Below are 23,745 nucleotides of genomic sequence, written 5' to 3'. Positions count from 1 at the left end.
GCCCCTACTCCGCTGCCTGCAGCGTGGCACGCGCGGCCTTCGCCGCAGCCGAGCACTCCGCCATGGTTCTGGACGCCCGCGCGATGGCGTTCGTCAGATAGAAATCCTTCACCGGGCTGACGAAGGGCTCGGAGGAAACCTCGCCCGCCTCGCCCAGCGTGGACGGATCAAAGCCGCCCGCGCCTTCTGCGCCCGGCGCATGGTCGATCTGACCGAAGCTCTCGATCTCCTCGATGAGCTTGGCCCGCAGCGCATTCAGGCTGTCATAGGGCAGCGTCTTGTTCAGACGCGCCGACAGCGCACGGAAGATCGCCCAGTCCTCTTTGGCTTCGCCTTTCGGGAACACAGCCCGCTCGGCAATCTGCGCACGGCCTTCGGTATTCACGTAAAGCCCCGGCTTTTCGGTGTAAGCCGCTGACGGCAATATCAGATCGGCGCGCATGGCACCGGCATCGCCGTGATGGCCGACATAGATGACGAAGGCCTTGCCGAGCCTGGCCGTGTCGATTTCGTCGGCGCCAAGCAGGACCACCGTGTCCAGCTCGCCCTTGCCAGCGGCTTCGAGAATGGCCGTAGTGTCGCGTCCGCCCTCGCCCGGCAGGAAGCCCAGATCAAGCCCGCCCACGCGGCTCGCCGCCGTGTGCAGCACCGAAAAGCCATTCCAGTCCCCGCGCACCACACCAGCGGCCTTGGCCAGCTCTCCGGCGGCGCGCAGCACCTGCGCCCCATCGGCACGCGCAGTGGCGCCGCTGCCCAGAATGATGATCGGGTTCTTCGCGTCCTTGAGCGTCTTGATGAAGCCGGAGCGTTTCCTGGCGAGCGCGCCAATGGCATCCGGGCCGCTGCCCAGATGCTCATAAGGATAGGTAAGGTCAACGGCCTCGCCGATCATCGCCACATCGAGCTGGCCATTCAGCCAGCGCTGGCGGATACGGGCGTTGAGCACCGGCGCATCAAGGCGCGGATTGGCGCCGATAAAGAGGATGGCATCGGCCTTGTCGATACCGGCAATCGTCGTGTTGAAGAGATAGCCTTCACGCGCGCCGCCGCCGAGCTTCGACCCATCCTGACGGCAATCGAGCGACTTTACGCCGAGCGCATCAAAGAGGTCCTTGGCGGCTTTCAGGCCCTCTGCGTCATTGAGATCGCCTGCGATCACACCGACTTTTTCAGGCTTGCCGGAGAGTTTTTCCGCCGCGACGGTCAGCGCTTCATCCCAACCAATGGCGGTGAGCTTGCCGTTCTTGCGCACATAAGGCTTGTCGAGGCGCTGGCGGCCGAGGCCATCCCATACAAAGCGGGTCTTGTCGGAAATCCATTCCTCGTTCACGCCTTCATGGATGCGCGGCATGATGCGCAGCACGGCGCCAGAGCGGCTGTCCACGCGGATATTGGCACCCAGCGCGTCCATCACATCGATGGTCTCGGTCTTGATCAACTCCCAGGGGCGGGCGTTGAAGGCATAGGGGCGCGAGGTGAGCGCGCCGACCGGGCACAGATCGATGACATTGCCCGAAAGCTCCGATGTCATGGACTGTTCCAGATAGGTCGTGATCTCCATGTCCTCGCCGCGCCCGATGGCGCCGACTTCCGGCACGCCGGCAATCTCGGTGGCAAAGCGCACGCAGCGCGTACACTGGATGCAGCGCGTCATCACCGTCTTGATGAGCGGGCCCATGTATTTTTCTTCGACCGCCCGCTTGTTCTCGCCAAAGCGCGAGGTGGCACGGCCATACATGAGCGACTGGTCCTGCAGATCGCACTCGCCGCCCTGGTCACAGATCGGGCAGTCCAGCGGGTGGTTGATGAGCAGGAACTCCATCACCCCTTCGCGTGCCTTTTTGACCAGCGGAGAGAGCGTGCGCATCGCAGGCGGTTCGCCATTCGGCCCGCCGCGCATGTCACGCACCAGGAAGGCACAGGACGCCACGGGCTTCGGCGCACCGACCAGCTCCACAAGGCACATGCGGCAATTGCCGGCCACCGACAGGCGCTCATGGTAGCAGAAGCGCGGAATCTCGCGCCCCGCCGCCTCGGCAGCCTGCAGCAGGTTGTAATCCTGCGGAACGGTGATTTCCTCGCCGTCAATGATGATGGTGCGCGTATTCTCGCTCATCAAACCTGCTCCACGGCCCCTTCGGGCATCAAACTTTCGTCAGGGCGCCTTCGCCCACTACGGTTGTCCATTCACGCACACGCCAGTTCGCGATCAGCCCGTTCTTCACATACGGGTCCTCGTTCGCAAACCGCTCGGCGACGCTTCTGTCTTCACCCTTGAATACCAGAACCGCGCCATCGGCGGGATCGGCCAGCGCGCCGGCCAGCACCAGCTCACCGCGCGCTTCGAACTCGCGCGCGAGATTGAGGTGTACCGAGCGGAACTCGCCCCGGCGCTCCATGTAATCCGGCGCGGTCTCGTAGAAGAGGATGAAGTGCTTCATTGCGCCCTACTCCGCTGCCGCTGGGTGGAGGATGGAATCGGCCAGCCGCCGCGACGCATGCAGCACCTCAATGCCGACAATCTTGTTGTCGGCATCCAGATCGATCACGATGTCCTCGGCCACCTCGTCGCTTTCCACAACTTTGGCATCCGTGAGGCGCAGATAGGCTGCATCTGCCTCGTGGTCATACCGCCAGTTCATCACTCTCTCCTGCTCCGGCGCTCTCCGCGGTCGAAGAATGCCGTCACGATTGTGTAGCCACCCGACTCTTGCCGGGAAACCACTCTGAGGACCCTCCCATTAAACTCGGGCAGGGTCTTGAAATATCTAACCAGATCCGGGTCCTTCGGGTCTGGCTCTGTCCGGTCTGGATGAGACACCGCCGCCTCAATCCATTCCGTTTTTACACCTCTTGCTTCGATCCGCTCACGCGCATGTGCCGTCAATCGAAGCCTCACCCCGCCCTACTCCGCTGCGACCGGAACAAACACCGGCTTGCCGGCGCGGTAATTATTGATCCGGTTCTCGATCTCGTGGCGGAAATGGCGGATCAGGCCCTGCACCGGCCAGGCCGCCGCATCGCCGAGCGCGCAGATCGTGTGGCCTTCCACCTGCCCCGCCACGTCGAGCAGATCGTCGATCTCGCCGATCTCCGCCTCGCCGCGCGCCATGCGCTCCAGCACGCGCCACATCCAGCCCGTACCCTCACGGCACGGCGTGCACTGGCCACAGCTTTCGTGCTTGTAGAAATAGCTGATGCGGGCAATCGCCTTCACCACGTCGGTGGAGTTGTCCATCACGATGACGGCAGCGGTACCGAGGCCCGATTTCACATCGCGCAGCGCATCGAAATCCATCAGCACGTCGTCGCAGATCTCTTTCGGGATCAGCGGCACGGACGAGCCACCGGGGATCACGGCCTTGAGATTATCCCAGCCGCCGCGCACGCCGCCCGCATAGGTGTCGATCAGCTTGCGAAGCGGGATCGACATCGCCTCTTCCACATTGCACGGCGCGTTCACATGGCCGGAAATGGAGAAGATCTTGGTGCCGGAATTGTTCGGACGGCCAAACTGGAGGAACCACTCCTTGCCCCGGCGCAGGATTGTCGGCGCAACGGCAATGGATTCCACATTGTTCACGGTGGTCGGGCAGCCATAAAGGCCCGCGCCGGCCGGGAATGGCGGCTTCATGCGCGGCTGGCCTTTCTTGCCCTCAAGGCTTTCCAGCAAGGCCGTTTCCTCGCCGCAGATATAGGCCCCTGCGCCGTGATGGATGTAGACGTCGAAATCCCAGCCGTTCACATTGTCCTTGCCGATGAGTTTGGCCTCATAGGCTTCGGCGACAGCGGCTTCCATGCGTTCGCGCTCATGCACGTACTCGCCGCGCAGATAGATGTAGCAGGCATGGGCCTGCATCGCGAAGCTGGCGATAAGGCAGCCTTCAATCAGATGGTGGGGATCATTGCGCATGATCTCCCGGTCCTTGCAGGTGCCAGGCTCGGACTCGTCCGCATTGACCACAAGATAATGCGGGCGCGCGCCCACTTCGCGCGGCATGAACGACCATTTGAGACCCGTCGGGAAGCCCGCCCCGCCGCGTCCGCGCAGGCCGGAACCCTTCATCTCGTCGATGATCCAGTCACGCCCCTGTTGCAGGATTTCGGCCGTGCCGTTCCAGCAACCGCGCTTCTTTGCACCCTCCAGGCGCCAGTCATGGCGGCCATAGAGATTGGTGAAAATCCGGTCGTTATCGTGAAGAAGCATTATTCAGCATCCTTCTTCGTGGTGGGCTTTTTCGCAGCCGGTTTCTTTGCTGGCGTCTTCTTGGCCGCAGGCTTGGCGGCGGATTTCGGCGTGGCCTTGGTGTCAGCCGCTTTTGCCGCCTTGCGCGGCGCACTCTTTACCGGGCCTCCGGCCTCGTCAGCATCGGGTGCCTTGCGGGCCGGGCGCGCCTTCTTGATGGGAAAGGGGTCCTCTCCCTTCTCGGCCGCCTTTCTCGCTTCGGGCGTATTCGGCAGGTATTTCAACGATTTTGCCCGGCTGCCATCATACAGCTCTGCCGCCGTCAGAACGGCGACATCCGCTTCAAACGGCTCAGAGCATTTGCGCCCGGTCACAGGTCCCATCTCGACGGGTTTGCCAGCGGCCAGATCGTCCAGAATGCTGTTCAGCGCGTCGGCGGTCAGGTCTTCGTAATAGAAATCGCCATCCTTGTTGGCGATCTGGACCATGGGCGCGTTGGAGCAGGCCCCAAGGCACTCCACCTCTTCCCAGGAAAACTTGCCATCGGCGCTGATATTGCCGCGGCCCTTCTTGCCGATGCGCTTTTCGCACACCGCTTTGAGATCATCTGCCCCGCGCAGCCAGCACGGCGTGGTGCCGCACACCTGGATCAGGTGTTCGCCCACCGGCTCCAGATTGAACATGGTGTAGAAGGTCGCGACCTCGTAGACGCGGATATACGGCATCTCGCAGCGCGCCGCGATGTCGCGCAGGGCCGGTTCGGACACCCAGCCCTCCTGCTTCTGGGCCAGCCAGAGCAGCGGAATGACGGCAGATGCCTTCCGGTCTTCTGGATACTTATTCATCCAGAACGCGACCTTCTTCTCGCTTTCCTTTGAAAACGCGAAGCTTTCCGGCTGCACTTCGGCGGCTGCAAGACGGCGCACGCTCATCCCGGCTACCCTTCCCTTATGAAGTCGACGCGCGCGATAAACCCATCACGCACGGTGTAAATCACAACAAGATCGATGGGCGCGGACTTGCCCTCGCCTTCCAGCCAGACGCGCTCATGGTCGATCACGCGAGAGCCGATCACGGCGCGGTGGACGGCGATGGCGTGAAGCCCTTCGCTTTTGAACCGTTCGACATAGCGCGCGCGGAAGGCATCGCGGCCTTTCAGGCTCAGCACGCCGGGGAAGTCATAGACCTCCACATCGTCGGCAAAGCAGGCCGCGAACGCATCCAGATCGCGCGCATTATACGCCGCCAGCTGGGCCTCAGCGAGGCGCTCAGGGCTGGCGGCATCTGCTATGGCGTGCGCGGCGAGCATTAGCGGTCCACCTCTCCGAACACGATGTCCAGCGAGCCGAGAATGGCCGACACATCGGCCAGCATGTGGCCCTTGTTGAGGTGGTCCATGGCCGCAAGGTGAGCAAAGCCCGGCGCGCGGATTTTCACCCGGTAGGGCTTGTTGGAGCCATCAGCGACCAGATAGACGCCAAACTCGCCCTTGGGCGCTTCCACGGCGGCATAGCAATGGCCTTCAGGCACGTGCACACCCTCGGTGTAGAGCTTAAAGTGGTGGATAAGCGCTTCCATGGAGCGCTTCATCTCGGCCCGGCGCGGCGGCGCGAACTTGGTGTCGGTCGGCAACACTTCGCCCTGATTTTCAGGCTTTGAAAGCCACTCACAGCATTGCTGCATGATCTTGCAGGACTCGCGCATCTCCTCCATGCGGACGAGATAGCGGTCGTAGCAATCGCCGTTCTTGCCGATCGCGATCTTGAAATCGAGTTCGTCATAGACCTCGTAGGGCTGCGAACGGCGTAAGTCCCAGGCCATGCCCGAACCGCGCACCATCACGCCGGAGAAGCCCCAGGCGAGCGCATCTTCCTTCGACACGACGCCGATATCGGCATTGCGTTGCTTGAAGATGCGATTGTCGGTCAGAAGCGCGTCGATATCGTTGAGCGCCTTGGGAAAAGCCTCGCACCATTTGGCGATATCATCGATCAGCTCCTGCGGCAGGTCCTGATGGACGCCGCCGGGGCGGAAATAGTGCGCGTGCAGGCGTGCACCCGACGCGCGCTCATAGAAGATCATCAGCTTTTCACGCTCTTCAAAGCCCCAGAGCGGCGGGGTGAGCGCGCCAACGTCCATCGCCTGCGTAGTGACGTTCAGCAAATGATTGAGGATGCGGCCGATCTCGCAATAGAGCACGCGCACATACTGGCCGCGCTTCGGGACAGGGATGCCGGCAAGCCGCTCCACCGCCAGGCAGAAAGCATGCTCCTGGTTCATCGGCGCGACATAGTCGAGACGGTCGAAATAGCCGATGCCCTGCAGATAGGTCTTGTGCTCCAAGAGCTTCTCGGTGCCGCGATGCAACAAGCCGATATGCGGATCGACGCGCTCGACCACCTCGCCATCCAGCTCCAGCACCAGGCGCAGCACACCGTGGGCGGCCGGGTGAACGGGGCCGAAATTGATGGTGAAGTTGCGGATGTCTTCGGTGGCGGGCGTATCGGTCACAGCGGCGCACCTCCGTGCAAGAGCGAGTAGCGAGTAGCCAATAGCGAATAGCGGGCGCGCTCTGGCGTCCGGTCTTCAAAGTGGCGTGCGGCGGCGATGCTCATGTCTTTTCCCACTCACTGCGCCTTCTCGTCGCCGGGAATGACGAGCTTGGCGCCTTCCCACGGCGAGAGGAAATCGAAGTCGCGGTATTCCTGGATCAGGTTCACCGGCTCGTAGACTACGCGCCTTTGCGCTGCGTCATAGCGCACCTCGACAAAGCCCGTCAGCGGGAAGTCCTTCCTCAGCGGGAAACCTTCAAACCCGTAATCGGTGAGGATGCGGCGCAAATCGGGGTGGCCATCAAAGACGATGCCATACATGTCGAACGCTTCGCGCTCGAACCAGTTGGCGGCCGGATAGATATCCACCACGCTCTCGACGCTGGTGTCTTCGGCAACGGCGAGCATCACCCGGATGCGCGTATTCTGGTGCATGGACAGCAGATGGTAGACCACGTCAAACCGGTCAGACCGCGACGGCCAGTCCACCCCGCAAATATCAATCAGTGTCGTGAACCTGCAGGCCGCGTCATCGCGCAGGAAGCGCAGCACCTTCTTCACCCGGTCGCGGTGAATGGTCAGCGTCAGCTCGCCATGGGCAATGGCGTGCTCGCGCACATCCTCGTTCAGCGCATCGGAGATGTGCGCGGCCAGTTCTGAGAGGGTATCGGGCTTGCTCAAGAGAGGGGCTCGCTTGCTCTGACGGTGGTGTACTAGCGCTCGATCGTGCCTTCGCGGCGGATTTTCTTCTGCAGCTGGAGGATGCCGTAAACCAGCGCCTCAGCTGTCGGCGGACAGCCCGGCACGTAGATGTCTACCGGCACGATCCGGTCACAGCCACGCACCACCGAGTAGGAATAATGGTAGTAGCCGCCGCCATTGGCGCAGCTGCCCATGGAGATGACGTAGCGGGGCTCCGGCATCTGGTCGTAGACCTTGCGAAGCGCTGGAGCCATCTTGTTGGTGAGCGTACCCGCCACAATCATCACGTCCGACTGGCGCGGCGAACCGCGCGGCGCGGCGCCGAAGCGCTCCAAATCGTAGCGCGGCATCGCTGCCTGCATCATCTCGACCGCGCAGCACGCCAGACCGAACGTCATCCACATCAGCGAGCCAGTACGCGCCCAGGTGATGAGGTCGTCGGCACGCGCCACCAGAAAGCCCTTGTCGGCCAGCTGGTCGGACAGGCCGTCAAAGAACGGGTCGTGCTTTTTCGGATCGTAAGCGGGAACGCCGGTGCGCGCCGCAGACATTGCCGGAACTGTGGGGTTCGCCATGATCGCCTACTCCCAGTCCAGGGCGCCTTTGCGCCACTCATAGAGGAACCCGACGGTGAGAACGCCGAGAAACACCATCATCGACCAGAAAGCGAAGATGTTCCCGTCGAAGATCGGGAATATCCACGGGAACAGGAACGCCACTTCCAGATCGAAGATGATGAACAGGATCGCCACCAGGTAGAAGCGCACGTCAAACTTCATGCGCGCGTCCTCGAATGCGTTGAACCCGCACTCATAGGTCGAGACCTTCTCCGGGTCCGGATCAGACGGCGCCAGCACGGCAGCCGCCACGATGAAGCCGATCCCCATTGCCAATGCGATGGCAAAGAAGATCAGAACGGGAAGGTATTCCAGAAGTACCGCGTCCATGGTCCGCCCTGGCGTAGCTGTTCAGCCCCGGATGGCCGAAGCGCAGCTTGCCTGCGTCCAGCCGTTGCAAAAGCCCCTGACAGAAGGAGCACCCTCCTGTCAATTCGGGCGGAAGCTAGTGCGCACCGCCGCCGCCCGCAAGCCATATGCAACACCAATTGAAGTGCATATTGCCGCTGCAAGCACCTGTATTTGCGAGCCATTCTCATCTAGCTGGACAAAACTCAGCACCAGTTCATCTAAGCGACGGAAAATAGGCCGTCATCACGTTAGACCTCACATGGCGCCTTCCGGCGGAAGCCATCTTACATCCTATTCTCGCGGACAGAGCAGATATGAAAAAATTCCTCCTCCCCGGTCTTGCAGTCCTTGTCGCCGCACTGGCTGCGTACTGGGCATGGCAGATGTTTGCGCCGCCCGCCGAAGGCAGGCTGCAGGTAGAAACAGCGCGGGTAGAGGCCCGGGACCTGTCCAGACAGGTCGCGTCCACCGGTTCGATCGCGCCGCTCATCACGGTGGAGGTCGGCTCCCAGCTTTCTGGCCAGATCCTCGAGCTGATGGCGGATTTCAACGACGAGGTGGAGGCCGGGCAGATCATCGCGCGGCTGGACCCGCAGACCTTCGAGACCCGCGTGCGTGAGGCGCAGGCGAGCCTTGAGGTCGCGCAGTCCCAGGTCTCTGTCAGTCAGGCCAACCTTACCCGCTCGCGCTCCGAGGCACGCGAGGCCGAGCGGGCGTTCGGGCGTGCGCGCGAGCTCGTTGAGCGCGGTACCTATTCACAGGTCCAGTTCGATGTTGCCGAGACCGCGCGCGATTCTGCGGTGGCCAACGTTCAGGTCGCCGAAGCCAATCTCAGGAATGCCCGCGCGACGCTGGACCAGCGTCAGGCGAGCCTTGAGAGCGCGCAGGTGGATCTGGATCGCGCCACTATCCGCTCTCCCATTGATGGCGTGGTGATCGACCGGCAGGTCGATGTCGGCCAGACCGTTGCAGCGAGCCTCAATGCGCCGGTTCTGTTCATCATCGCGCGTGACCTGTCGCGTATCCAGATCGAGGCGCGGGTGGACGAGTCCGATATCGGCCAGATTGCGGTCGGTCAGCCGGTTACGTTCGAGGTCGATGCCTATCGCGAGCGCGAGTTTTCCGGTGAAGTCCGCCAGGTGCGCCTGGCGGCCATCACCGAGCAGAATGTCGTCACCTATACGGTCGTGATCGAGGCGGACAATCCCGGCCAACGCCTGCTGCCGGGCATGACGGCCAACGTCAATATCATCACCGGGGATGTGGCCGGCGCGCTGACGGTTCCGGCAACGGCCCTGCGCTTCCAGCCGCGCGGCGCGGCAGAGAGCCTAGTGGCGCCAAGCTCTGCTGGCAGCACCCCGGCGCAAGCCGGGCGCGGCAACCCCATGGCGGCCCGCCTGCTCGATCCGCTGGAGCTGCCTGATGACCGGCGCGCGCAGGCCGAGCAGGCCCTGCAATCAGCCATGGCCAACACGCAGCGTGGCGGTCCGCGCGGCATGGGAGGCGGCCGGGGCGGCAGCAACATGCAGGCTACGGTGCAACGCGCGCTCAGCGACGTGCTGACGGCTGAGGAAATGGCGCGGCTGAACGCGATGATGGCAGACGGCGGACGGCGCGGCGGCGCAGGCAGGGGCGCACGCGAGGAGGTCCAGCGCGGAACGATCTGGATACGCCGCAGCGACGGACGTCTGGAAGCACGCGCGGTGCGGGTGGGCCTGTCTGACGGCCAGTACACGCAAATTCTGGGCGAGAGCATCAGCGAAGGTGACAGCGTGGTCGTGCGCGTGCGTGAGGTGCGCTGATGGCTGATGCGCCAGTTCTTATCCGGGCGCGGCAGCTATCGCGTGTCTACAGGCTGGGCGGCGGCGATGTGCACGCCTTGCGCGGTGTCGATTGCGACATTGCCGATGGTGGCTATGTGGCCGTGATGGGCGCGTCCGGTTCGGGCAAGTCCACCTTCATGAACATGCTCGGCGCGCTGGACACGCCCACCAGCGGGGAGCTGACCATTGCCGGCCAGTCCCTGCTGAACCGCTCTCCCGACGAGCTGGCGAAATTCCGCAACGAGATGGTCGGCTTCGTCTTCCAGCAATTCAACCTGCTGCCTCGCACGACGGCGCTGGATAATGTCGCCCTGCCCCTGCTCTATCGCGGCATGCCGGCCGCAGAGCGGCGTGAACGCGCGGCGGCCTGTCTGGAGATGGTGGGGCTTGGCGACCGCATGGATCACCACCCCTCCCAGCTTTCCGGTGGTCAGCAGCAGCGCGTGGCGATTGCCCGCGCCCTCTCCAACGAGCCGCGCATCCTGCTTGCCGATGAGCCGACCGGCGCGCTCGATTCCAGAACCTCAGAGGATGTCATGGACATATTTGACCAGCTGAACGCATCCGGCATCACCCTGATACTCGTCACGCATGAGGCCGATGTGGGCGCGCGCGCGCGCCGCCGGATCGTGTTCCGGGACGGCAAAATCGTGGAGGACACACAATGAATCTCACCGCCGCTATTGCTGTCGCGCTGACCGCACTGAGGGTGAATGCGCTGCGCAGCTTCCTAGCCATGCTGGGCGTGATTATCGGCGTCGGCTCGGTGATCGTGATGATCTCGATCTCCCAAGGGGCAAAGGCCGCCGTGGACGCGCAGATCAGCGCGCTTGGGGCCAACTCGCTACAGGTGCGGCCCGGCTCGTCCTTCCGGGGCGGTGTCCGGGGCGGGTCCGGCTCAGCCACCCCGCTCAGCGATGAGGACGTGGAGGCGATACGCGAGAGCGTGCCTTATGTCATTGCCGCAGCCGGCATCATCCAGCAGCGCGGACTGACGGCCGTGGTTGATGGCGTGAACTGGTCCACCGAAGTGGCCGGCACCCACCCGGACTATTTCATCGTACGTGACTGGGGCGTGGTTGAAGGGCGGCCCTTCAACGTGTCCGAACTGGAGGGCGCGGCGCGCGTTGCCGTCATTGGCCGGACGGTTGCCAGCGAGCTGTTCCCGGCTGGCGGCGCCACCGGCGCAACCATCCGGATCAGCGGCGTTCCCCTTGAAGTCGTGGGCGTGCTGGCCGAGCGCGGCCAGTCCGGCTGGGGACAGGATCAGGACGATGTGATCTTCGTGCCTACGACCACCATGCGCGACAGGCTGGGCGGCCTCTCCAGCGCGGGCGTGCGCAACCCCGTCCAATCGGCATGGCTGGGTATCGACCGCGCGCGCAATATGGATGCTGCCGCCGAGGAGATTGCCGATCTGATGCGCGTGCGCCGCAATATCCGCATAGGCGGCGCGGATGATTTTGCCGTCGTCAATTTCGCCGAGTTCCTGCGCGCGCGCAATGAAACCGAAAGCCAGCTCGGCCTGCTTCTGGCCGCCACAGCCGTCATATCGCTCGTGGTTGGCGGTATCGGCATCATGAATATCATGCTGGTCTCGGTCACCGAGCGCACGCGCGAGATCGGGCTGCGCCTGGCCATCGGCGCCAAACAGGCTGATATCCGCAACCAGTTCCTGATCGAAGCGGTGGTATTGTGCGTTGCGGGCGGGCTCGTGGGTATGGCGTGCGGGGCGATTGGCGCACTGGTGGTCGAATCGCTTGGACAATTTCCTGTGTCCATCGAACCGACAATAGCGCTGGTTGCCATCGGCGCAGCGGCTGGAGTGGGCATATTGTTCGGCTTCTACCCGGCCCACCGCGCCAGCCAGCTCAACCCTATCGACGCCCTGCGTTACGAGTAAACCAGCCGGTTTCACAAAACCATCAAGACCGGCTGCTACCCCTTCTTGCACTCCAGTGACAAGAAAGGAGCGCCCAGATGCGTTTTGTCGCCGCCACGGCCATGGCTCTCGGCCTTGCCATTTCAGCCAGCGCGGACGAACCGCGCGCGCTTCCCAACCCGCCAGCTCCCCATGCACCGGGAGCTCCTTACGCTCCGGCGGGCGTTCCCGACCGCATTATTCTGACCGTGGGCGCCGATCCGGCCCGCTCTGTCGGCATCACCTATCGTACCGATACACGCCAGAGCGTGGGCCGTCTTGAGCTGGTGCGCGCCGTCCCCGGCCCCGCACAGAACCCGCAGCGTCAGATATTCGAGGCTGAGACGCACGCGCTGGAAACCGAGAACGGCATCGCCCACCATCATCGCTTCGCGCTCGACGGTCTGGAACCCGGCACCGCCTACAGCTATCGCGTCGAAGGCGCCTATGGCTGGACCGGATGGATCGATTTTCGCACCGCTGCAGACAGCGATGAGCCCTTCCAGCTCGTCTATCTGGGCGATGTGCAGAACTATATCGGCGAAGTTGGCCATCGCGTGATTACGCAGGCTATCCGGCACGCCGCAAACCCGGCTGTCATCACCACGGCTGGCGATTTCGTGTCCCAGCGCGCTGACATGGTCCACGACGATGAGTGGGGCCAGTGGTGGGATACCGGCACGATGCAATACGCATCGATCCCTCACATCCCCGCCGCCGGTAATCACGAATACATTCCCGGTCAGATGCCAGACGGCAGCTCCGTGCGCGTCCTCGGGCCGCACTGGCCGCTCCAGTTCGTGCTGCCGGAAAACGGCGTGCCGAGCGCGCAGGCCACCTCCTTCTATTCCGACTATCAGGGCGTGCGCTTCATCGTGCCGGATGTCACCGCCGTCCTGAGCCTTGGCCAGATGGAAGCCACCACAGACTGGATCCGTGAAGTTGCCAGCGCCAGCGAGGCCAACTGGAACGTGGTGGTGATGCACCAGCCGCTCATCACCTGCGCGCGGCCGGAAAACACCGACATGATCCATGAGACCTGGCTCCCCATGTTCGAAGAGGTGGGCATCCATCTCGTCCTGCAGGGTCACGATCACTGCTATGGCCGCTGGAGCAATACCGATAATCCGCGCCGTCCGGGCACCGAGCCTGCCCCGCAGAGCGGACCGGTCAGCATTGTGACGGTGGTGGGCGGCAAGATGTACGCGCTCAATGACCGTGTCGCCAACGAGGCTGACCGTTGGGGCGAAGGCACCCAGCTCTATCATTTGATCGACTTCTCGCGCGATGAGCTGGCCTTCACCGCCTACACCGCTCAAGGCACGCTCTACGACGCCTTCACACTGACGCGCAGGGAAGACGGCGCGGTATGGATTGCTGACGATCTGGCCAGCCTGCCGCCCGTACGCGAATGCGCCGATGACGACACAGGCCCGGACGGCTTTGCCTGCACCTCGCGGGAGAAGTAGCCCCCGGCAGCTTCCAGCCATAAAAGCAAAAAGGCCGCTCCGGGATAGAGCGGCCTTTTTTGGTATGATCTCTTGCGAAGAAGTGGCGCGAGTGACGGGGCTCGAACCCGCGACCTCCGGCGTGACAGGCCGGCACTCTAACCAACTGAGCTACACCCGCTTGGCACTTCTTCATCGGGGCTGGCCCCGAAGGAGACGCGTTACTTAATCGGCGTGTTCTGGCCGGTCAAGCCGGTTCGGTCAGGCCGCGGAGACGAAATGCACAGACCGGACCCCTAGCCCGAATAATAGCTGCGATAGTTCTTGTAGTAATAGGACGAGCCTTCATAACCGTAGCGGGCCTGCGCGTTCATATCCACCTGCGCCAGCGCAACGCCCAGCACGTTGGCCTTCACATCGCGCAAGGTGCCCAGCGCGCTCGCCGCCGCTTCACGCGGGGTGGTCTTCCATTTGACATTCATCACCACGGCGTCGGCTTTGGCCGCTATGACGCGTGTGTCAGTAACGGCCAGCACGGGCGCGGTGTCGATCAGCACCAGATCATAGCGCTCGCGCACGACAGACATGAGCGAGCGGAAGGAATCAGAGCTGAACACATCGCGCGGCGTGAACTGGGATTCGACCACAGGAAGAATGTGAAGCCCCTGTTCGGCGTCCTCAACCAGTACGTCGTCCAGCGTGCAATCGCCCGACAATACCTCCAACAGTCCTTTTGAGGCATCCGGGGCAGCCGCCTTCGTGAGCAACCGGCGGCGCAGATCACAATCGAGAATGAGCGTTTTTGACCCTGACATCGCCGATATGCGACCCAGCGAATAGGTGGTGGTGGTCTTGCCTTCACCTGGCAGCGCCGATGTGATGGCAACAACCTTGTGCACGGTGTCGATGTTCGACAGCAGTATGGCCGAGCGAATAACCCGGAAGGACTCCGCGATGCCCGAGAGCGGGTTTTCGCGGATATAGTCATAGGGCTGGCTGTCCGTGCCGGACTTCTTGCGCCCAAAGCGGGCCTGGGCGAGCATCGGTATGGACGCAATATGCCCCACGCCCAGTTCGCGCTCGACATCGGCCTCGGTGCGCACACCGTTATCGAACACCTCCAGCAGCGCCACGACACCGGCGCCCGCCACGCCGGCCAGCACAAGGCCCAGCGCCAGGTTGAGCAGCCAGTTTGGTGCGCTCGGTTCGTACGGCACCGGCGCGCGCGCCACGATGCGCGCATCGGCCGTTGCCAGATCATCCTGCTCGCTGGTCTGCCGGAAGCGGTTCAGGAAGGATTCAAACAGGGTGCGTGAGGCTTCTGCTTCACGCTCCAGCTCGCGCAGGCGCACCAGCGCCCGATTATTGGTCATCAGTTCGTCACGGAAGCCGGAAAGCGTGTTCTGCAAGGAGAAGACACGCTGGCGCGCAACATTCACCTCGGTTTCAAGCCCGGCAACAATGCGTTGGATCTCGCGGGAAATCTGTTCCTCAAGATCGGCCACTTCACGCTCAACAGCCAGAAACTCCGGGTGACGCGGGCCATAGCGCGAGGAGAGGTCGCTGCGCCGGCGGCTGGTTTCGGTCTGCTGCGCGCGTAAGGCGCGGATGGTTTCAGACCGCAGCACCTCGCCAATCGTGTCCAGCGAAGCACCGCGCTGGAGCTGCGCCTGCACGCTGCGCAAGGAGGATTCGGCGGCGGACAGCTCGGCGCGCTGTATCGCCAGCTGAGCGTTGAGATCGGATATCTGCTGCTCTGTCAGATTGCTGCCACCCGCATCCAGCAATCCGTGTTCTGCCCGGTACATCTCGACGGCCTGCTCGGCCGTGCGCACTTCCTCGCGCAACACCTCCAGCCGCGTGTTCAGCCAGGTATTGGCCCGTTCGGTCGCATCAAACTTCGCTTCCAGCTGGGACAGCAGATAAAGATCGGCGAACTGGTTGGCGATCCGGGCGGCCTTGGCCGGGTTCTCCGAACGAAATGAGATGGCGATGACATAAGTCAGCCCCGTACGCCGGGCAGACAACCGGTCGAGCACCGCGGAGGTTACCGCCTCGAGTGTACGCTGCTCTTCATCCGCATCGCTCTGAGCCGCCTGTGAAGGCACGAGAGCGGAGAAAAACCCGCGCAGCGCGCTGGCTACCGCCCCCAGCCCGGAGGGTTGGCGCAGACGGGTGTTGAACTCCGGGTCGGATGTGAGGTCGAGGCTGTTTATGACAGTGAGAGCCAGTGAGCGGCTCTGTATCAGCTGGACTTCGGTGTCCAGCGCCTGGCTATCAGATCCCAGGCCCGTCAGAACCGCGTCGATATCGATGACCTGTGATTGGCGTGGATCGATAATCACGCTGGCCGTCGCGGTGTATTGCGGCGTCATCTGCATGGTCACGATCACCGTCAGCGCAAAAACGGCGAACGCGACAGCGGCAAAGACCGGCAGGCGGCGGCGGAAAATCCGCCACAACTGGCGCAAATCTATCAGTTCGTCATCACCGGGCTGATCGGCATGAACCTGCTGCGGGCCTTGATTAAACGCCATGAATACCCCGGATTGTCTCTACACGGCCGTACGGACGCGCACCCCTGACGAAGTGCCTAGCCACCAGAAATTGTCAACTGGAAAGCAAAAAGGGGGCCGGCACCGCCCGCATTCCGGCGCGCGCATCAGTACTGAAGCACAACTCCGACCACGAAGCGGTTCGTGCGGAAATCGCGCGGGCCTGCCGTACCTGACGAGCTCTGATCGAGATGGCTATAGCTGGCCGACAGGCCAACATTGCGGTTCATCAGATAGGTTGCCTGGACAGTGGTGCCCCAGCGCTGGTCCTCACGGTCAATGCCCTGATACTCGTCATTGGCGTAATCAAGCCGGGCCGTCAGGATGACGTTGCGCAGCAGCTCATGGTCCACCTGGGCCGAAACCGCCGTTCCCAGATAGCCAGACGACGCCGCGATACCGGAGTCCTCAATGCCGCGGCTGGCGGTGAAGGTAAGGGTGGTCAGCTGGGTGGGGAACCATTCCAGCATGCCGTCAATACTTACGCCATCGACGGTGCCGAATGCCGGGCTGTCATAATCCTGCTTCATGTAACCCACGCCGATTCCGCCGCGGGCCAGACCGCCAAGATCAAACTCCACACCCACATCAAATGTGTAGCCGTCGGAGTCCCGGTTGGTCGCCACGGCGGGCGGCGCAAGGCGGAAATCGCGCTGGTTATAGCGATAACGGGCAAACACCGCAGTATCAGGGCTGATCGCCAAATCACCGCGCACGGTGAAACGATGCGTGTTCTGGTCGCGGAAGCCCTGGCTGGCAATGCCGCCACCAATCAGGCGAGCATCGTCATAGTCGGACTTGGCGAAATCATAGCCGCCGCGCAGGCGCAGACGGTTGAAGGTATGCTCGGCCCCGATAGCGAAAGTGGTGGTGTCGAAGCGGATGGGCTCAGCGGCAAAGCCTGCGGCGCCGGCCGAGGTTCTCGGCTCTGTCGAACGGCTGTGCGATACGCCAGAGATAATGGCGCTGCCCCGCGAGATATCCAGCCGTCCGCCCGCGCCCAGCGCGTAGTCGGTCGTGCTCTCGGAGCCGAAATCGGCGTACTCATTGCGCCGCGCATTGGCAAACGCATTGAAGGCGTGCCTCGACCAGGTCGTGTCCACCGTCACCGATGGAGCGATCACAAAGATCGTGTCGGATTCTTCGTTGGTCGCGGTGGCGAAAATATTGTCGTTGAATTCGACACCAAGCTCCAGGGCGGGACGCCAGATGAAGGCGCCGGAGCGCAAACCCAGCGCGTCATACTCCGGGCGTGGCCGCTGCGTGACGCTGACATTGCGGTCACGATCCCAAAGCCATTGGGCATCCGCATCGGCGGCGGCACCAACGCTGAAGGCACCGCCTGCCGTTACCGTCAGCGCGAATGTGCCAACGCCCGAAAACAATTTGTTGCTGAGACCAGCCATCACGTCCCCACCTTAGAATGCGTCCCGCCGCGTCCGATGTCCGGATCATCTCGCGGAGTGGCCTGCTTCAGACCATCCGCCGCCGGATCTGTGTCGTCTTAGTAGTCAGAGCCGCCACGGCCACCAGGAGGCGGAGGCGGCGGAGGTGTAGCCGCGCCACCGGCAGGGCCGCCCGGCACACCGGCAACACCGGAGCTAGCCAGCTGGCCGGATACGCTCTGGGCCGCTGCCTGAGCGGCTGCGCTCTGCATCACCGGACTGGCCGACGCGATTGCAAGCGCAGCAGCAGCCGTCTGGCTGTCAGCGCCACTGGCGAGGATCGCCGCCACAATGGCTGCCTCGATTTCCTCGGCACTGGCGTCCGGGCCGAGTGCGGCAACGGCAGCAACAATCGCATCAGCGACTTCCTGCGCGGTCGGCGCTTCCTGCACGGCAGTGATGGCGTGAGCGGTCACACCCATGGCACCAGCTGGCGCGAGAGCAAATACTGCGGCACCCAAAATGACTTTGGAAAGCTTTATTGCGGTTTTCATTGCAAACCCCCGAATTTACCTTCCATTTACCATTATCAAATTTGTCTTGACGTTGCTAGTAAAATCACGCCCCAGAAGGCGTATCCGGGCCGCCAAACGATTCTTCCACCCACCAGATGCATAAAAGTTACAGTGAAGGCCCTGCGCGCCTGTTCACCTGCCTGGCCACCGCAATGCCGGCACGGCAGTGCCGGCACCGCAACATCATCGCCGCAGCCGTTCAATTATCGTTTCTTTAAGTGCTTGAATCGCAATACTTGAAGAGTCGAAAATTTACTGAGGCTATTGCGATGACTGCCAATGCGCGATCCAGAATGGCTGACAGCGCCAATGCCCGTGCGCTGCCCGGCAGTGTCGACAATCGTGCAGGTGAGACACAGTCGGCCCCGGCGCTGGACACGGCAACGGCTTCATCACCCCCTGTCCTCTCCCCTGCCCAAGAGCTTCAACGCCATCTTGATGCCCAGCTGACAGGCTTCAGCTTTCAACTGACGGGTTCGGAGCTGCTGGCAGAAGCCGGGCGATGGTCCACGCGGCGGACGCTGGCGTTTGTCGTGGTCAGCAACGCTCTGGCCTGGGCCGCTCTGGTCTGGTGCGCGGCCATGTTGGCTGGCTAGCCCCGCCACAACCGTCACCGTGCCGGTACGCCGCAATGCGCGGCATGCATGCAGGACGTTCAGCTCAGAATATTTTCGGGAGGTTCACGCGGTGGCAGGCCCTAGGGGAGGTCCTTCCGTTGAAAAGATTCTCTCAATGCAATCAATTTCTTATTGCCTTTCAATGTGTTCGACAAGCCCCACCGTTGAAATCACCGTTGAAAAGGGCATCTCGATTCCACAGGAAAAACCGGTTGCTGGAATCAATCTCGCGTGGATAGCGTCGCTCACTGGAGGCCCCTGCCCGTCGATGGCGCGACCGCAGGAAGGCCACGGTGCCCAGACGACCAGAGGGGTGGTGAGGGAATTGCCGTCGCCATTCCGACCGACGAGAGATTTATGCGGAGTGCCCATCGACTCACATGACAGCCAAGAGCTCGATCTGATCTGTCTTATCCCCTGATCAGCGTACCGCGCGGACAAAGACGAAGTCCTAGAAAACGGCGTGCTGCCCGACCCTGGTCATGCCATTCCCAGACCGGATTTTCTGCGCGGGACCCATATGGGAGGTGCCGTGCGGATCATGCCCCATGGAACACCTACGATGCCAAGAACGCCAAAATATAAGCTGCCAACAACCGCTGGAGAATATGTCGAGGAGCTGCATGCAATTCGCAGATCGCGACGGGTCGATTACGAACGGGATGTCGCCGACCTCCGGCAGTTTCTGCGCGTACTGAAGCAGGAAGGCGCTCTCGATGCCTGGGAGGCAGAACTCGGCGGGCTGGTCGATGCTGTGGCGGCGGATTTTGCTCATAAACGCGACACCCAAAATCCAGCCCAGTTCGGCAATCGTGTAATCGACCGCAGGAAGGTTCAGCGCAAGCTGGAGGCCAAGCTTGAAACGAAGGCCAAAGCCAATGGCGCGTCAGGCGCTGAGGGTGAAGCTGGAAAAGACGATCACAGCAAGCCGGTCCCCTATCCCTATATGGCCGACGTTAATCTCGACGATGTGCCGGAAGGCGTCTTCTACCCGGACGCTGCGCCGACCAGCAATCCGTTCATCGACGAGTTCATTCGCGATCAAGCCATGAAGCTGGTCGCCGAGCGGGATGCGCAGCGGGCCATTCGGAAAATGTTCGGCAAGGCGCTCAGGAAGGTGGAAAACCACGACGAGCGAGCTGAACGGTATTTCGCCAAAGCGGACGCGATGAAGGTGCCAGCTATTGCGACGCCGACAGCTGCCACTTCAAGCAGTGACCCCACCGGGATTGCTACGCCAGCATTGGGCTCCGCACCTGCTGCCATACCCGGCGGCGGGACCATACCAGTTACCCCCCTTTTTAAAAAAACAGCTACAGGCTCTGCTCCGAAGAGAAAGCGTTGGGACGGAACGCCGGAGGAGACAAAAGCCGTGATGATGGCAAGGGCTGTTCATGAAGGCGGTAAGGGTCTGGCTATCTCGGTCAATCTCACGGACGAGATGGTCAGGAGCGCAGCGGGGCGGAGCCGGACGCTGGCCCAGCAACTCCAGGACCGCATCAGCAAGTTGCTCAAACGGAGGTTTGGGCACCGGCCCGACTTCTTCATCGTCTTGGAACGAGGCCCTCGCGAGGCCCCGCACTTTCACGGTGTCATCGACCTGCCCAACGACAGGGCTACTCTGGAGCAGGTCAAATCAGCCCTCATGGCGCTGGGCGGGACGAAGCTGGACGTCACCACGCTCAAGCGCAAGGTGAACATCCAATCGCTCTACAATCCGGCGCGATGGGGTGAATATCCTTTCAAGCATCAGGCGACATCAAAGCACAATCTGGGGACCACGCAGCTCCTGACCGCGACCAACAGCCTGCGTAAACGTGGAGAGGCGGCGTTCAACGCTGCCAAGCGGGCCAACAAGACGTCCGGGGCGTGACTGGCCCAGGTTCCGCTTGCTTCATGTTTCCTTCCGTCCCGGGCCTCAATCCGGAACCTACGGCCCTTGCCAGGGAATCTGGCGGGACGAAAAGGGAAGCATTGTGACGTAGGGGAGAGGCGGGAGAGGCGAAGCCAGTCAGGCTCCGACGCTATATATAGTCATATATATCAATAGCTTGCCGCGCTCTTCCGCCTTGCGCCATGTTTCGTTCCGGGATTTGGGCGGTTTGCGGCTGTCCATGTGCCGGTATAGGCGAAAGGCGGAGCGGCAAAACGCCTGCAGAGGCATGTCATCTGCGTAGTATGGGTCTGGCGGGGCAGGCATAAGGCGTAGGCAAAACGCCGCTTCGTCTGCCTGTCACCACCGGCGTTTCGAAAATGCCGCCCATACCGGCGGGCCGGATCAGCACCCCTCCCCATACCCCTTGCTGCTAGGGACCGTGTCCGACGCGATCTCCCAAGTGAACGGGACCCTGCGGTCTCTATCGTGATGGTCAGACGGTCAGCAATAGCGCTGCACCGGAAACCAACACACATGAGAGACACGCACCATGACACAGGCACAAACGCCTTCCACCACCACCGCCCCGGCATCGCTGATCGCGCGCTGGCTGACAGAAAACCTCAATACGCTGTCCGGCATGGACGACATGCAGATCGCCCGCCGGTTCGGCTATGCCCAGCAAGGGGGTATCCGCCAGTGGAAGGAGGGCACGCGTGCCGTCCCACCTGGAGCGATCTTCACCCTGGCCGAGATCACCGGCACGCACCCGGAAGAGTTGTTTCCGCTATGGGCGGCGCAGCTGCTTTCAACGCAGAGCGTCGAAGGCAAGGCGCTGACCGAACTGGCCGGGCGCTGTGTGCGCCCCGAGGCGCATGCGCTCCTCGCCCGGATGAAGCGCGCCGGGATCGAGCTCACCGCCATCACGGATGAGCATCTCGATCTGCTCCGGTGGATAATAGCCTCCGGTCATCAGCGGCGCGATGCGTTGCGGGCCATGGAAGCGGTATAGCGGGGCGGTCATGGCGCGATATAAAGCACCAAAGGATGAGATGATGACCTACAACGCACCCAACCGCATCAAGGGCAAGGGCGGTCCCCGCGCAGGCGCTGGCCGTCCACCCGGCGACAAGGAGACCGGTCCCGGCTACGAGCTAGCCATGTGGATCGACGAGCGGATCGACGATCTGCTCGCCAGCCGGGGCTGGCAGGCGAATGATCTGACATCCAGGCTCGGCTATCAGAAGCCGAACATCCTCTCGCAATGGCGGTCAGGCCGCAGCCGCGTGCCCATCGAGAAGCTCGTCCAGCTCTCCGGCCTCTTCAACATCGAGCTCGCGCCCCTGCTCCGGATGTGGCTGGAGCAGTATATCGGCACCCATGAGGACGCTCCGGCCCTGCTGGGCGTGTTCGACCGGATCGTGACCGAGGAGGAGTTCGAGATCGTGAAGGCCCACCGCGCGGCCTCGGGCAAGAACCCGACGGTCTAGCGTAGCTCTCACACCGGAATGCTCGCCTGTGACTCCATATCGCTCGCAGGCGAGCATCCCTGTGTCCGGTGCTGGTCAAGGTAGCGCAAACCCGCCAAGCGCGTCTGGCAGCGGTATAGAGCGATTGGCGAGCGCTGCTGCTGGGATCACTCCGTTGGAAAACGCAGCGTTGAAATCGGTGTCACCTCGTCGAGTGGCAGCGTCACATCGAAACTGACATCGTGAATCTCGCCCCACACCCGCACGTGATAACGGCCAGGCTCTGTCAGCATCACGTCAAAGGTATAGCGTCCGGGATGCGGATATTGCGGGCGTATATCGAAGGCTCTGCGTGTTTCGCCATCTGGCGCAATGAGCTCGGCATACAGTCCGTCTTCCAGCCCCGGAATCGCTTCGCGTTCGCCTGCAGGGCGGATGATCAGATCAAGGCCGTTACGCTCACCAGTGAAGATCGGCTCGTTAACGAAGCCAACGATCACGAGATAGCGGCCATCGCCGACAACTTCCACCTCGTGTGCCTGCGCGGCGGTCGTCCAGAGGCCGAAGAGCGTGGCGGCGGCAAGCCGGACTCCGAGCGAAACAAAGGTCATCTTCTTCTCCTTGCTATCATTGAAGGCTGTCAGGTGTGATGGCGTCCGGTCTGGGCGATGCCCTTCCCGGAGCAGGTGAAACTGGACAAAGTGACGCTGGACTCCGGCGCGTATAGGCCCTTAGTGCAAGACCGCTGGAGTGGGCATCATGGACGCTGCGGAGATAACTGTTCGCACACTGCAATACGGGACGGGGCTGCTTGGTGCCGGTGTTCTCGCAGCCCTGCTCTGGGCGGGGGAAAAACCCGGCAGGGCAAGCCGGGTGGTCCTCGCACTCTGCTGCGGCCTGCTGACCGCCGGAGCTCTTGCAAATGGTCTGATCTTCTCTCACGCGGTCCTGGACTCGTGGCCTGAGGTGTTCTCGCCGGATGGAGCGGTCTTCATTCTGACGACCTTCGATCCGGCCCTGGGTTTCCTCGCGCGCACGATCCTTGCCGGTCTCGCACTCGGCGCGCTTCTGGTCTGGCGCGGACAATCTGGAGCATGGGCCGCCCTTGTGCTCCTCGCTGCAGCGCTCGCGAGTTTCGCCTGGACCGGCCATGCCGCCTCCGGTGAGGGCCTGCAAGGCGGGCTGCACAAAGTCTCTACCGTTGCCCACATACTCGCAGCGGCAGTGTGGTTGGGTGCGCTTGGCCTCTTTCTTTCGCGGCTGTTCGCTCCGCAGGCTGCGTCGAGAGACTACCGCCAGCGGACCGCTCAGCTCCTGTCGCGCTTTTCCGGCATCGGGAGCGTTGCCGTCGCGGCGCTGGTCTTCACGGGCGTGACTAACACCGTGCTTGTTGCGGGGCCGGGCCGGGTGATGTCGACGCTCGAGACCGCTTATGGCAGCTGGTTGATCGTCAAGCTCGCCCTGTTTGCCGGGATGGTAGGCCTTGCGGCGCTCAACCGCTTCGTTCTTGCGCCAGCGCTCGCCCAGCACCTGACCGATCAGGCCGCCGGACGGATACGATGGGCGGTACTGGTGGAGGCCGGTCTCGGCGCAGGCGTGGTGGCGTGCGTCGCCGTACTGGGTATAACCCCGCCCCATTCTGGCTGATCGCACGCGCACCTGCATCAA

The 23,745-nt window shown here is 62.6% G+C and carries 23 protein-coding genes, 1 tRNA gene and 1 pseudogene; 9 read left to right on the top strand and 16 right to left on the bottom strand.

Going from position 1 to position 23,745, the window contains the following annotated elements:
* Nucleotides 1-4: 4 nt before the first annotated feature.
* The 11 genes and pseudogenes from nuoG to ACQ5ID_RS04205 form a co-directional block, all read right to left on the bottom strand.
* Nucleotides 5-2,116: an NADH-quinone oxidoreductase subunit NuoG gene (gene nuoG / locus ACQ5ID_RS04255; RefSeq protein ID WP_429911226.1), complete on the bottom strand. Its 2,112-nt coding sequence runs from the start codon at nt 2,114-2,116 to the stop codon at nt 5-7.
* A 28-nt stretch (nt 2,117-2,144) separates the two neighbouring features.
* Entirely contained in the window at nt 2,145-2,441 is a 297-nt protein-coding gene (locus tag ACQ5ID_RS04250) for a YciI-like protein (RefSeq protein ID WP_429911225.1), read from the bottom strand.
* 6 nt (nt 2,442-2,447) lie between these two features.
* The gene (locus tag ACQ5ID_RS04245; RefSeq protein WP_429911224.1) at nt 2,448-2,642 is read right to left on the bottom strand and encodes a DUF2283 domain-containing protein; all 195 of its coding nucleotides are present in this window, start codon (nt 2,640-2,642) and stop codon (nt 2,448-2,450) included.
* Nucleotides 2,642-2,899 carry a DUF4258 domain-containing protein gene (locus ACQ5ID_RS04240; protein ID WP_429911223.1) on the bottom strand — a complete coding sequence of 86 codons (258 nt, stop codon included), beginning with the start codon at nt 2,897-2,899 and terminating at the stop codon, nt 2,642-2,644. The genes ACQ5ID_RS04245 and ACQ5ID_RS04240 overlap by 1 nt, the downstream gene beginning before the upstream one ends.
* Before the next feature lie 6 nt (nt 2,900-2,905).
* Entirely contained in the window at nt 2,906-4,207 is a 1,302-nt protein-coding gene (gene nuoF, locus ACQ5ID_RS04235) for an NADH-quinone oxidoreductase subunit NuoF (protein WP_429911222.1), read from the bottom strand.
* A gap of 209 nt (nt 4,208-4,416) precedes the next feature.
* Nucleotides 4,417-5,118: pseudogene (gene nuoE, locus ACQ5ID_RS04230) on the bottom strand (NADH-quinone oxidoreductase subunit NuoE); the annotation flags it as partial.
* A gap of 5 nt (nt 5,119-5,123) precedes the next feature.
* Nucleotides 5,124-5,495 (bottom strand): nuclear transport factor 2 family protein, encoded by a 372-nt coding sequence (locus ACQ5ID_RS04225; protein ID WP_429911221.1) that lies wholly within the window; start codon nt 5,493-5,495, stop codon nt 5,124-5,126.
* A complete protein-coding gene (locus ACQ5ID_RS04220; RefSeq protein ID WP_429911220.1) occupies nt 5,495-6,697 on the bottom strand; it encodes an NADH-quinone oxidoreductase subunit D in 1,203 nt (400 codons plus the stop codon). The genes ACQ5ID_RS04225 and ACQ5ID_RS04220 overlap by 1 nt, the downstream gene beginning before the upstream one ends.
* Before the next feature lie 116 nt (nt 6,698-6,813).
* Nucleotides 6,814-7,419 (bottom strand): NADH-quinone oxidoreductase subunit C, encoded by a 606-nt coding sequence (locus ACQ5ID_RS04215; RefSeq protein WP_429911219.1) that lies wholly within the window; start codon nt 7,417-7,419, stop codon nt 6,814-6,816.
* A 32-nt stretch (nt 7,420-7,451) separates the two neighbouring features.
* On the bottom strand, nt 7,452-8,015 hold the full coding sequence (locus ACQ5ID_RS04210) for a NuoB/complex I 20 kDa subunit family protein (protein ID WP_429911218.1): 564 nt from the start codon (nt 8,013-8,015) through the stop codon (nt 7,452-7,454).
* 6 nt (nt 8,016-8,021) lie between these two features.
* The gene (locus ACQ5ID_RS04205) at nt 8,022-8,387 is read right to left on the bottom strand and encodes an NADH-quinone oxidoreductase subunit A (protein WP_371394354.1); all 366 of its coding nucleotides are present in this window, start codon (nt 8,385-8,387) and stop codon (nt 8,022-8,024) included.
* Nucleotides 8,388-8,722: 335 nt separating this feature from the next.
* Between ACQ5ID_RS04205 and ACQ5ID_RS04200 the strand changes: the two genes are divergently transcribed.
* The 4 genes from ACQ5ID_RS04200 to ACQ5ID_RS04185 all read left to right on the top strand — a co-directional run bounded on the left by ACQ5ID_RS04200 (nt 8,723) and on the right by ACQ5ID_RS04185 (nt 13,621).
* Nucleotides 8,723-10,210 carry an efflux RND transporter periplasmic adaptor subunit gene (locus tag ACQ5ID_RS04200; RefSeq protein ID WP_429911217.1) on the top strand — a complete coding sequence of 496 codons (1,488 nt, stop codon included), beginning with the start codon at nt 8,723-8,725 and terminating at the stop codon, nt 10,208-10,210.
* Nucleotides 10,210-10,899 (top strand): ABC transporter ATP-binding protein, encoded by a 690-nt coding sequence (locus ACQ5ID_RS04195; RefSeq protein ID WP_429911216.1) that lies wholly within the window; start codon nt 10,210-10,212, stop codon nt 10,897-10,899. Before ACQ5ID_RS04200 ends, ACQ5ID_RS04195 begins: the two co-directional genes overlap by 1 nt.
* Nucleotides 10,896-12,134, top strand: a complete 1,239-nt coding sequence (locus ACQ5ID_RS04190) for an ABC transporter permease (RefSeq protein ID WP_429911215.1) — start codon at nt 10,896-10,898, stop codon at nt 12,132-12,134. The genes ACQ5ID_RS04195 and ACQ5ID_RS04190 overlap by 4 nt, the downstream gene beginning before the upstream one ends.
* 77 nt (nt 12,135-12,211) lie before the next feature.
* A complete protein-coding gene (locus ACQ5ID_RS04185; RefSeq protein ID WP_429911214.1) occupies nt 12,212-13,621 on the top strand; it encodes a fibronectin type III domain-containing protein in 1,410 nt (469 codons plus the stop codon).
* Between the two features lie 83 nt (nt 13,622-13,704).
* Here ACQ5ID_RS04185 and ACQ5ID_RS04180 read toward each other — a convergent pair.
* The 4 genes from ACQ5ID_RS04180 to ACQ5ID_RS04165 form a co-directional block, all read right to left on the bottom strand.
* Nucleotides 13,705-13,781 (bottom strand) — tRNA-Asp (locus ACQ5ID_RS04180).
* 115 nt (nt 13,782-13,896) lie between these two features.
* Entirely contained in the window at nt 13,897-16,137 is a 2,241-nt protein-coding gene (locus ACQ5ID_RS04175) for a GumC family protein (RefSeq protein ID WP_429911213.1), read from the bottom strand.
* A gap of 125 nt (nt 16,138-16,262) precedes the next feature.
* Complete coding sequence (locus tag ACQ5ID_RS04170) at nt 16,263-17,561, bottom strand: outer membrane beta-barrel protein (protein WP_429911212.1); 1,299 nt, start codon at nt 17,559-17,561, stop codon at nt 16,263-16,265.
* 98 nt (nt 17,562-17,659) lie between these two features.
* Nucleotides 17,660-18,022, bottom strand: a complete 363-nt coding sequence (locus ACQ5ID_RS04165; RefSeq protein ID WP_429911211.1) for a hypothetical protein — start codon at nt 18,020-18,022, stop codon at nt 17,660-17,662.
* A gap of 386 nt (nt 18,023-18,408) precedes the next feature.
* Here ACQ5ID_RS04165 and ACQ5ID_RS04160 point away from each other — a divergent pair, with 386 nt between their 5' ends.
* The 4 genes from ACQ5ID_RS04160 to ACQ5ID_RS04145 all read left to right on the top strand — a co-directional run bounded on the left by ACQ5ID_RS04160 (nt 18,409) and on the right by ACQ5ID_RS04145 (nt 22,098).
* Nucleotides 18,409-18,711 (top strand): hypothetical protein, encoded by a 303-nt coding sequence (locus tag ACQ5ID_RS04160; protein WP_429911210.1) that lies wholly within the window; start codon nt 18,409-18,411, stop codon nt 18,709-18,711.
* Between the two features lie 583 nt (nt 18,712-19,294).
* A complete protein-coding gene (locus tag ACQ5ID_RS04155) occupies nt 19,295-20,605 on the top strand; it encodes a hypothetical protein (protein WP_429911209.1) in 1,311 nt (436 codons plus the stop codon).
* Nucleotides 20,606-21,158: 553 nt separating this feature from the next.
* Nucleotides 21,159-21,620 (top strand): hypothetical protein, encoded by a 462-nt coding sequence (locus ACQ5ID_RS04150; RefSeq protein ID WP_429911208.1) that lies wholly within the window; start codon nt 21,159-21,161, stop codon nt 21,618-21,620.
* Nucleotides 21,621-21,663: 43 nt separating this feature from the next.
* Nucleotides 21,664-22,098, top strand: coding sequence for a hypothetical protein (locus ACQ5ID_RS04145; RefSeq protein ID WP_429911207.1), 435 nt, complete (start codon nt 21,664-21,666; stop codon nt 22,096-22,098).
* A 146-nt stretch (nt 22,099-22,244) separates the two neighbouring features.
* On the opposite strand, the gene ACQ5ID_RS04140 is transcribed toward ACQ5ID_RS04145, so the two are convergent.
* The gene (locus tag ACQ5ID_RS04140; protein WP_429911206.1) at nt 22,245-22,688 is read right to left on the bottom strand and encodes a hypothetical protein; all 444 of its coding nucleotides are present in this window, start codon (nt 22,686-22,688) and stop codon (nt 22,245-22,247) included.
* Between the two features lie 148 nt (nt 22,689-22,836).
* Here ACQ5ID_RS04140 and ACQ5ID_RS04135 point away from each other — a divergent pair, with 148 nt between their 5' ends.
* Nucleotides 22,837-23,724 carry a CopD family protein gene (locus ACQ5ID_RS04135; protein ID WP_429911205.1) on the top strand — a complete coding sequence of 296 codons (888 nt, stop codon included), beginning with the start codon at nt 22,837-22,839 and terminating at the stop codon, nt 23,722-23,724.
* Nucleotides 23,725-23,745 lie beyond the last annotated feature (21 nt).

The organism is Glycocaulis sp., assembly GCF_050485565.1.
Taxonomy (GTDB): Bacteria; Pseudomonadota; Alphaproteobacteria; order Caulobacterales; family Maricaulaceae; genus Glycocaulis.
Note: the sequence above shows the minus strand (reverse complement) of the source record. Positions and strands in the feature narration are given on the sequence as shown.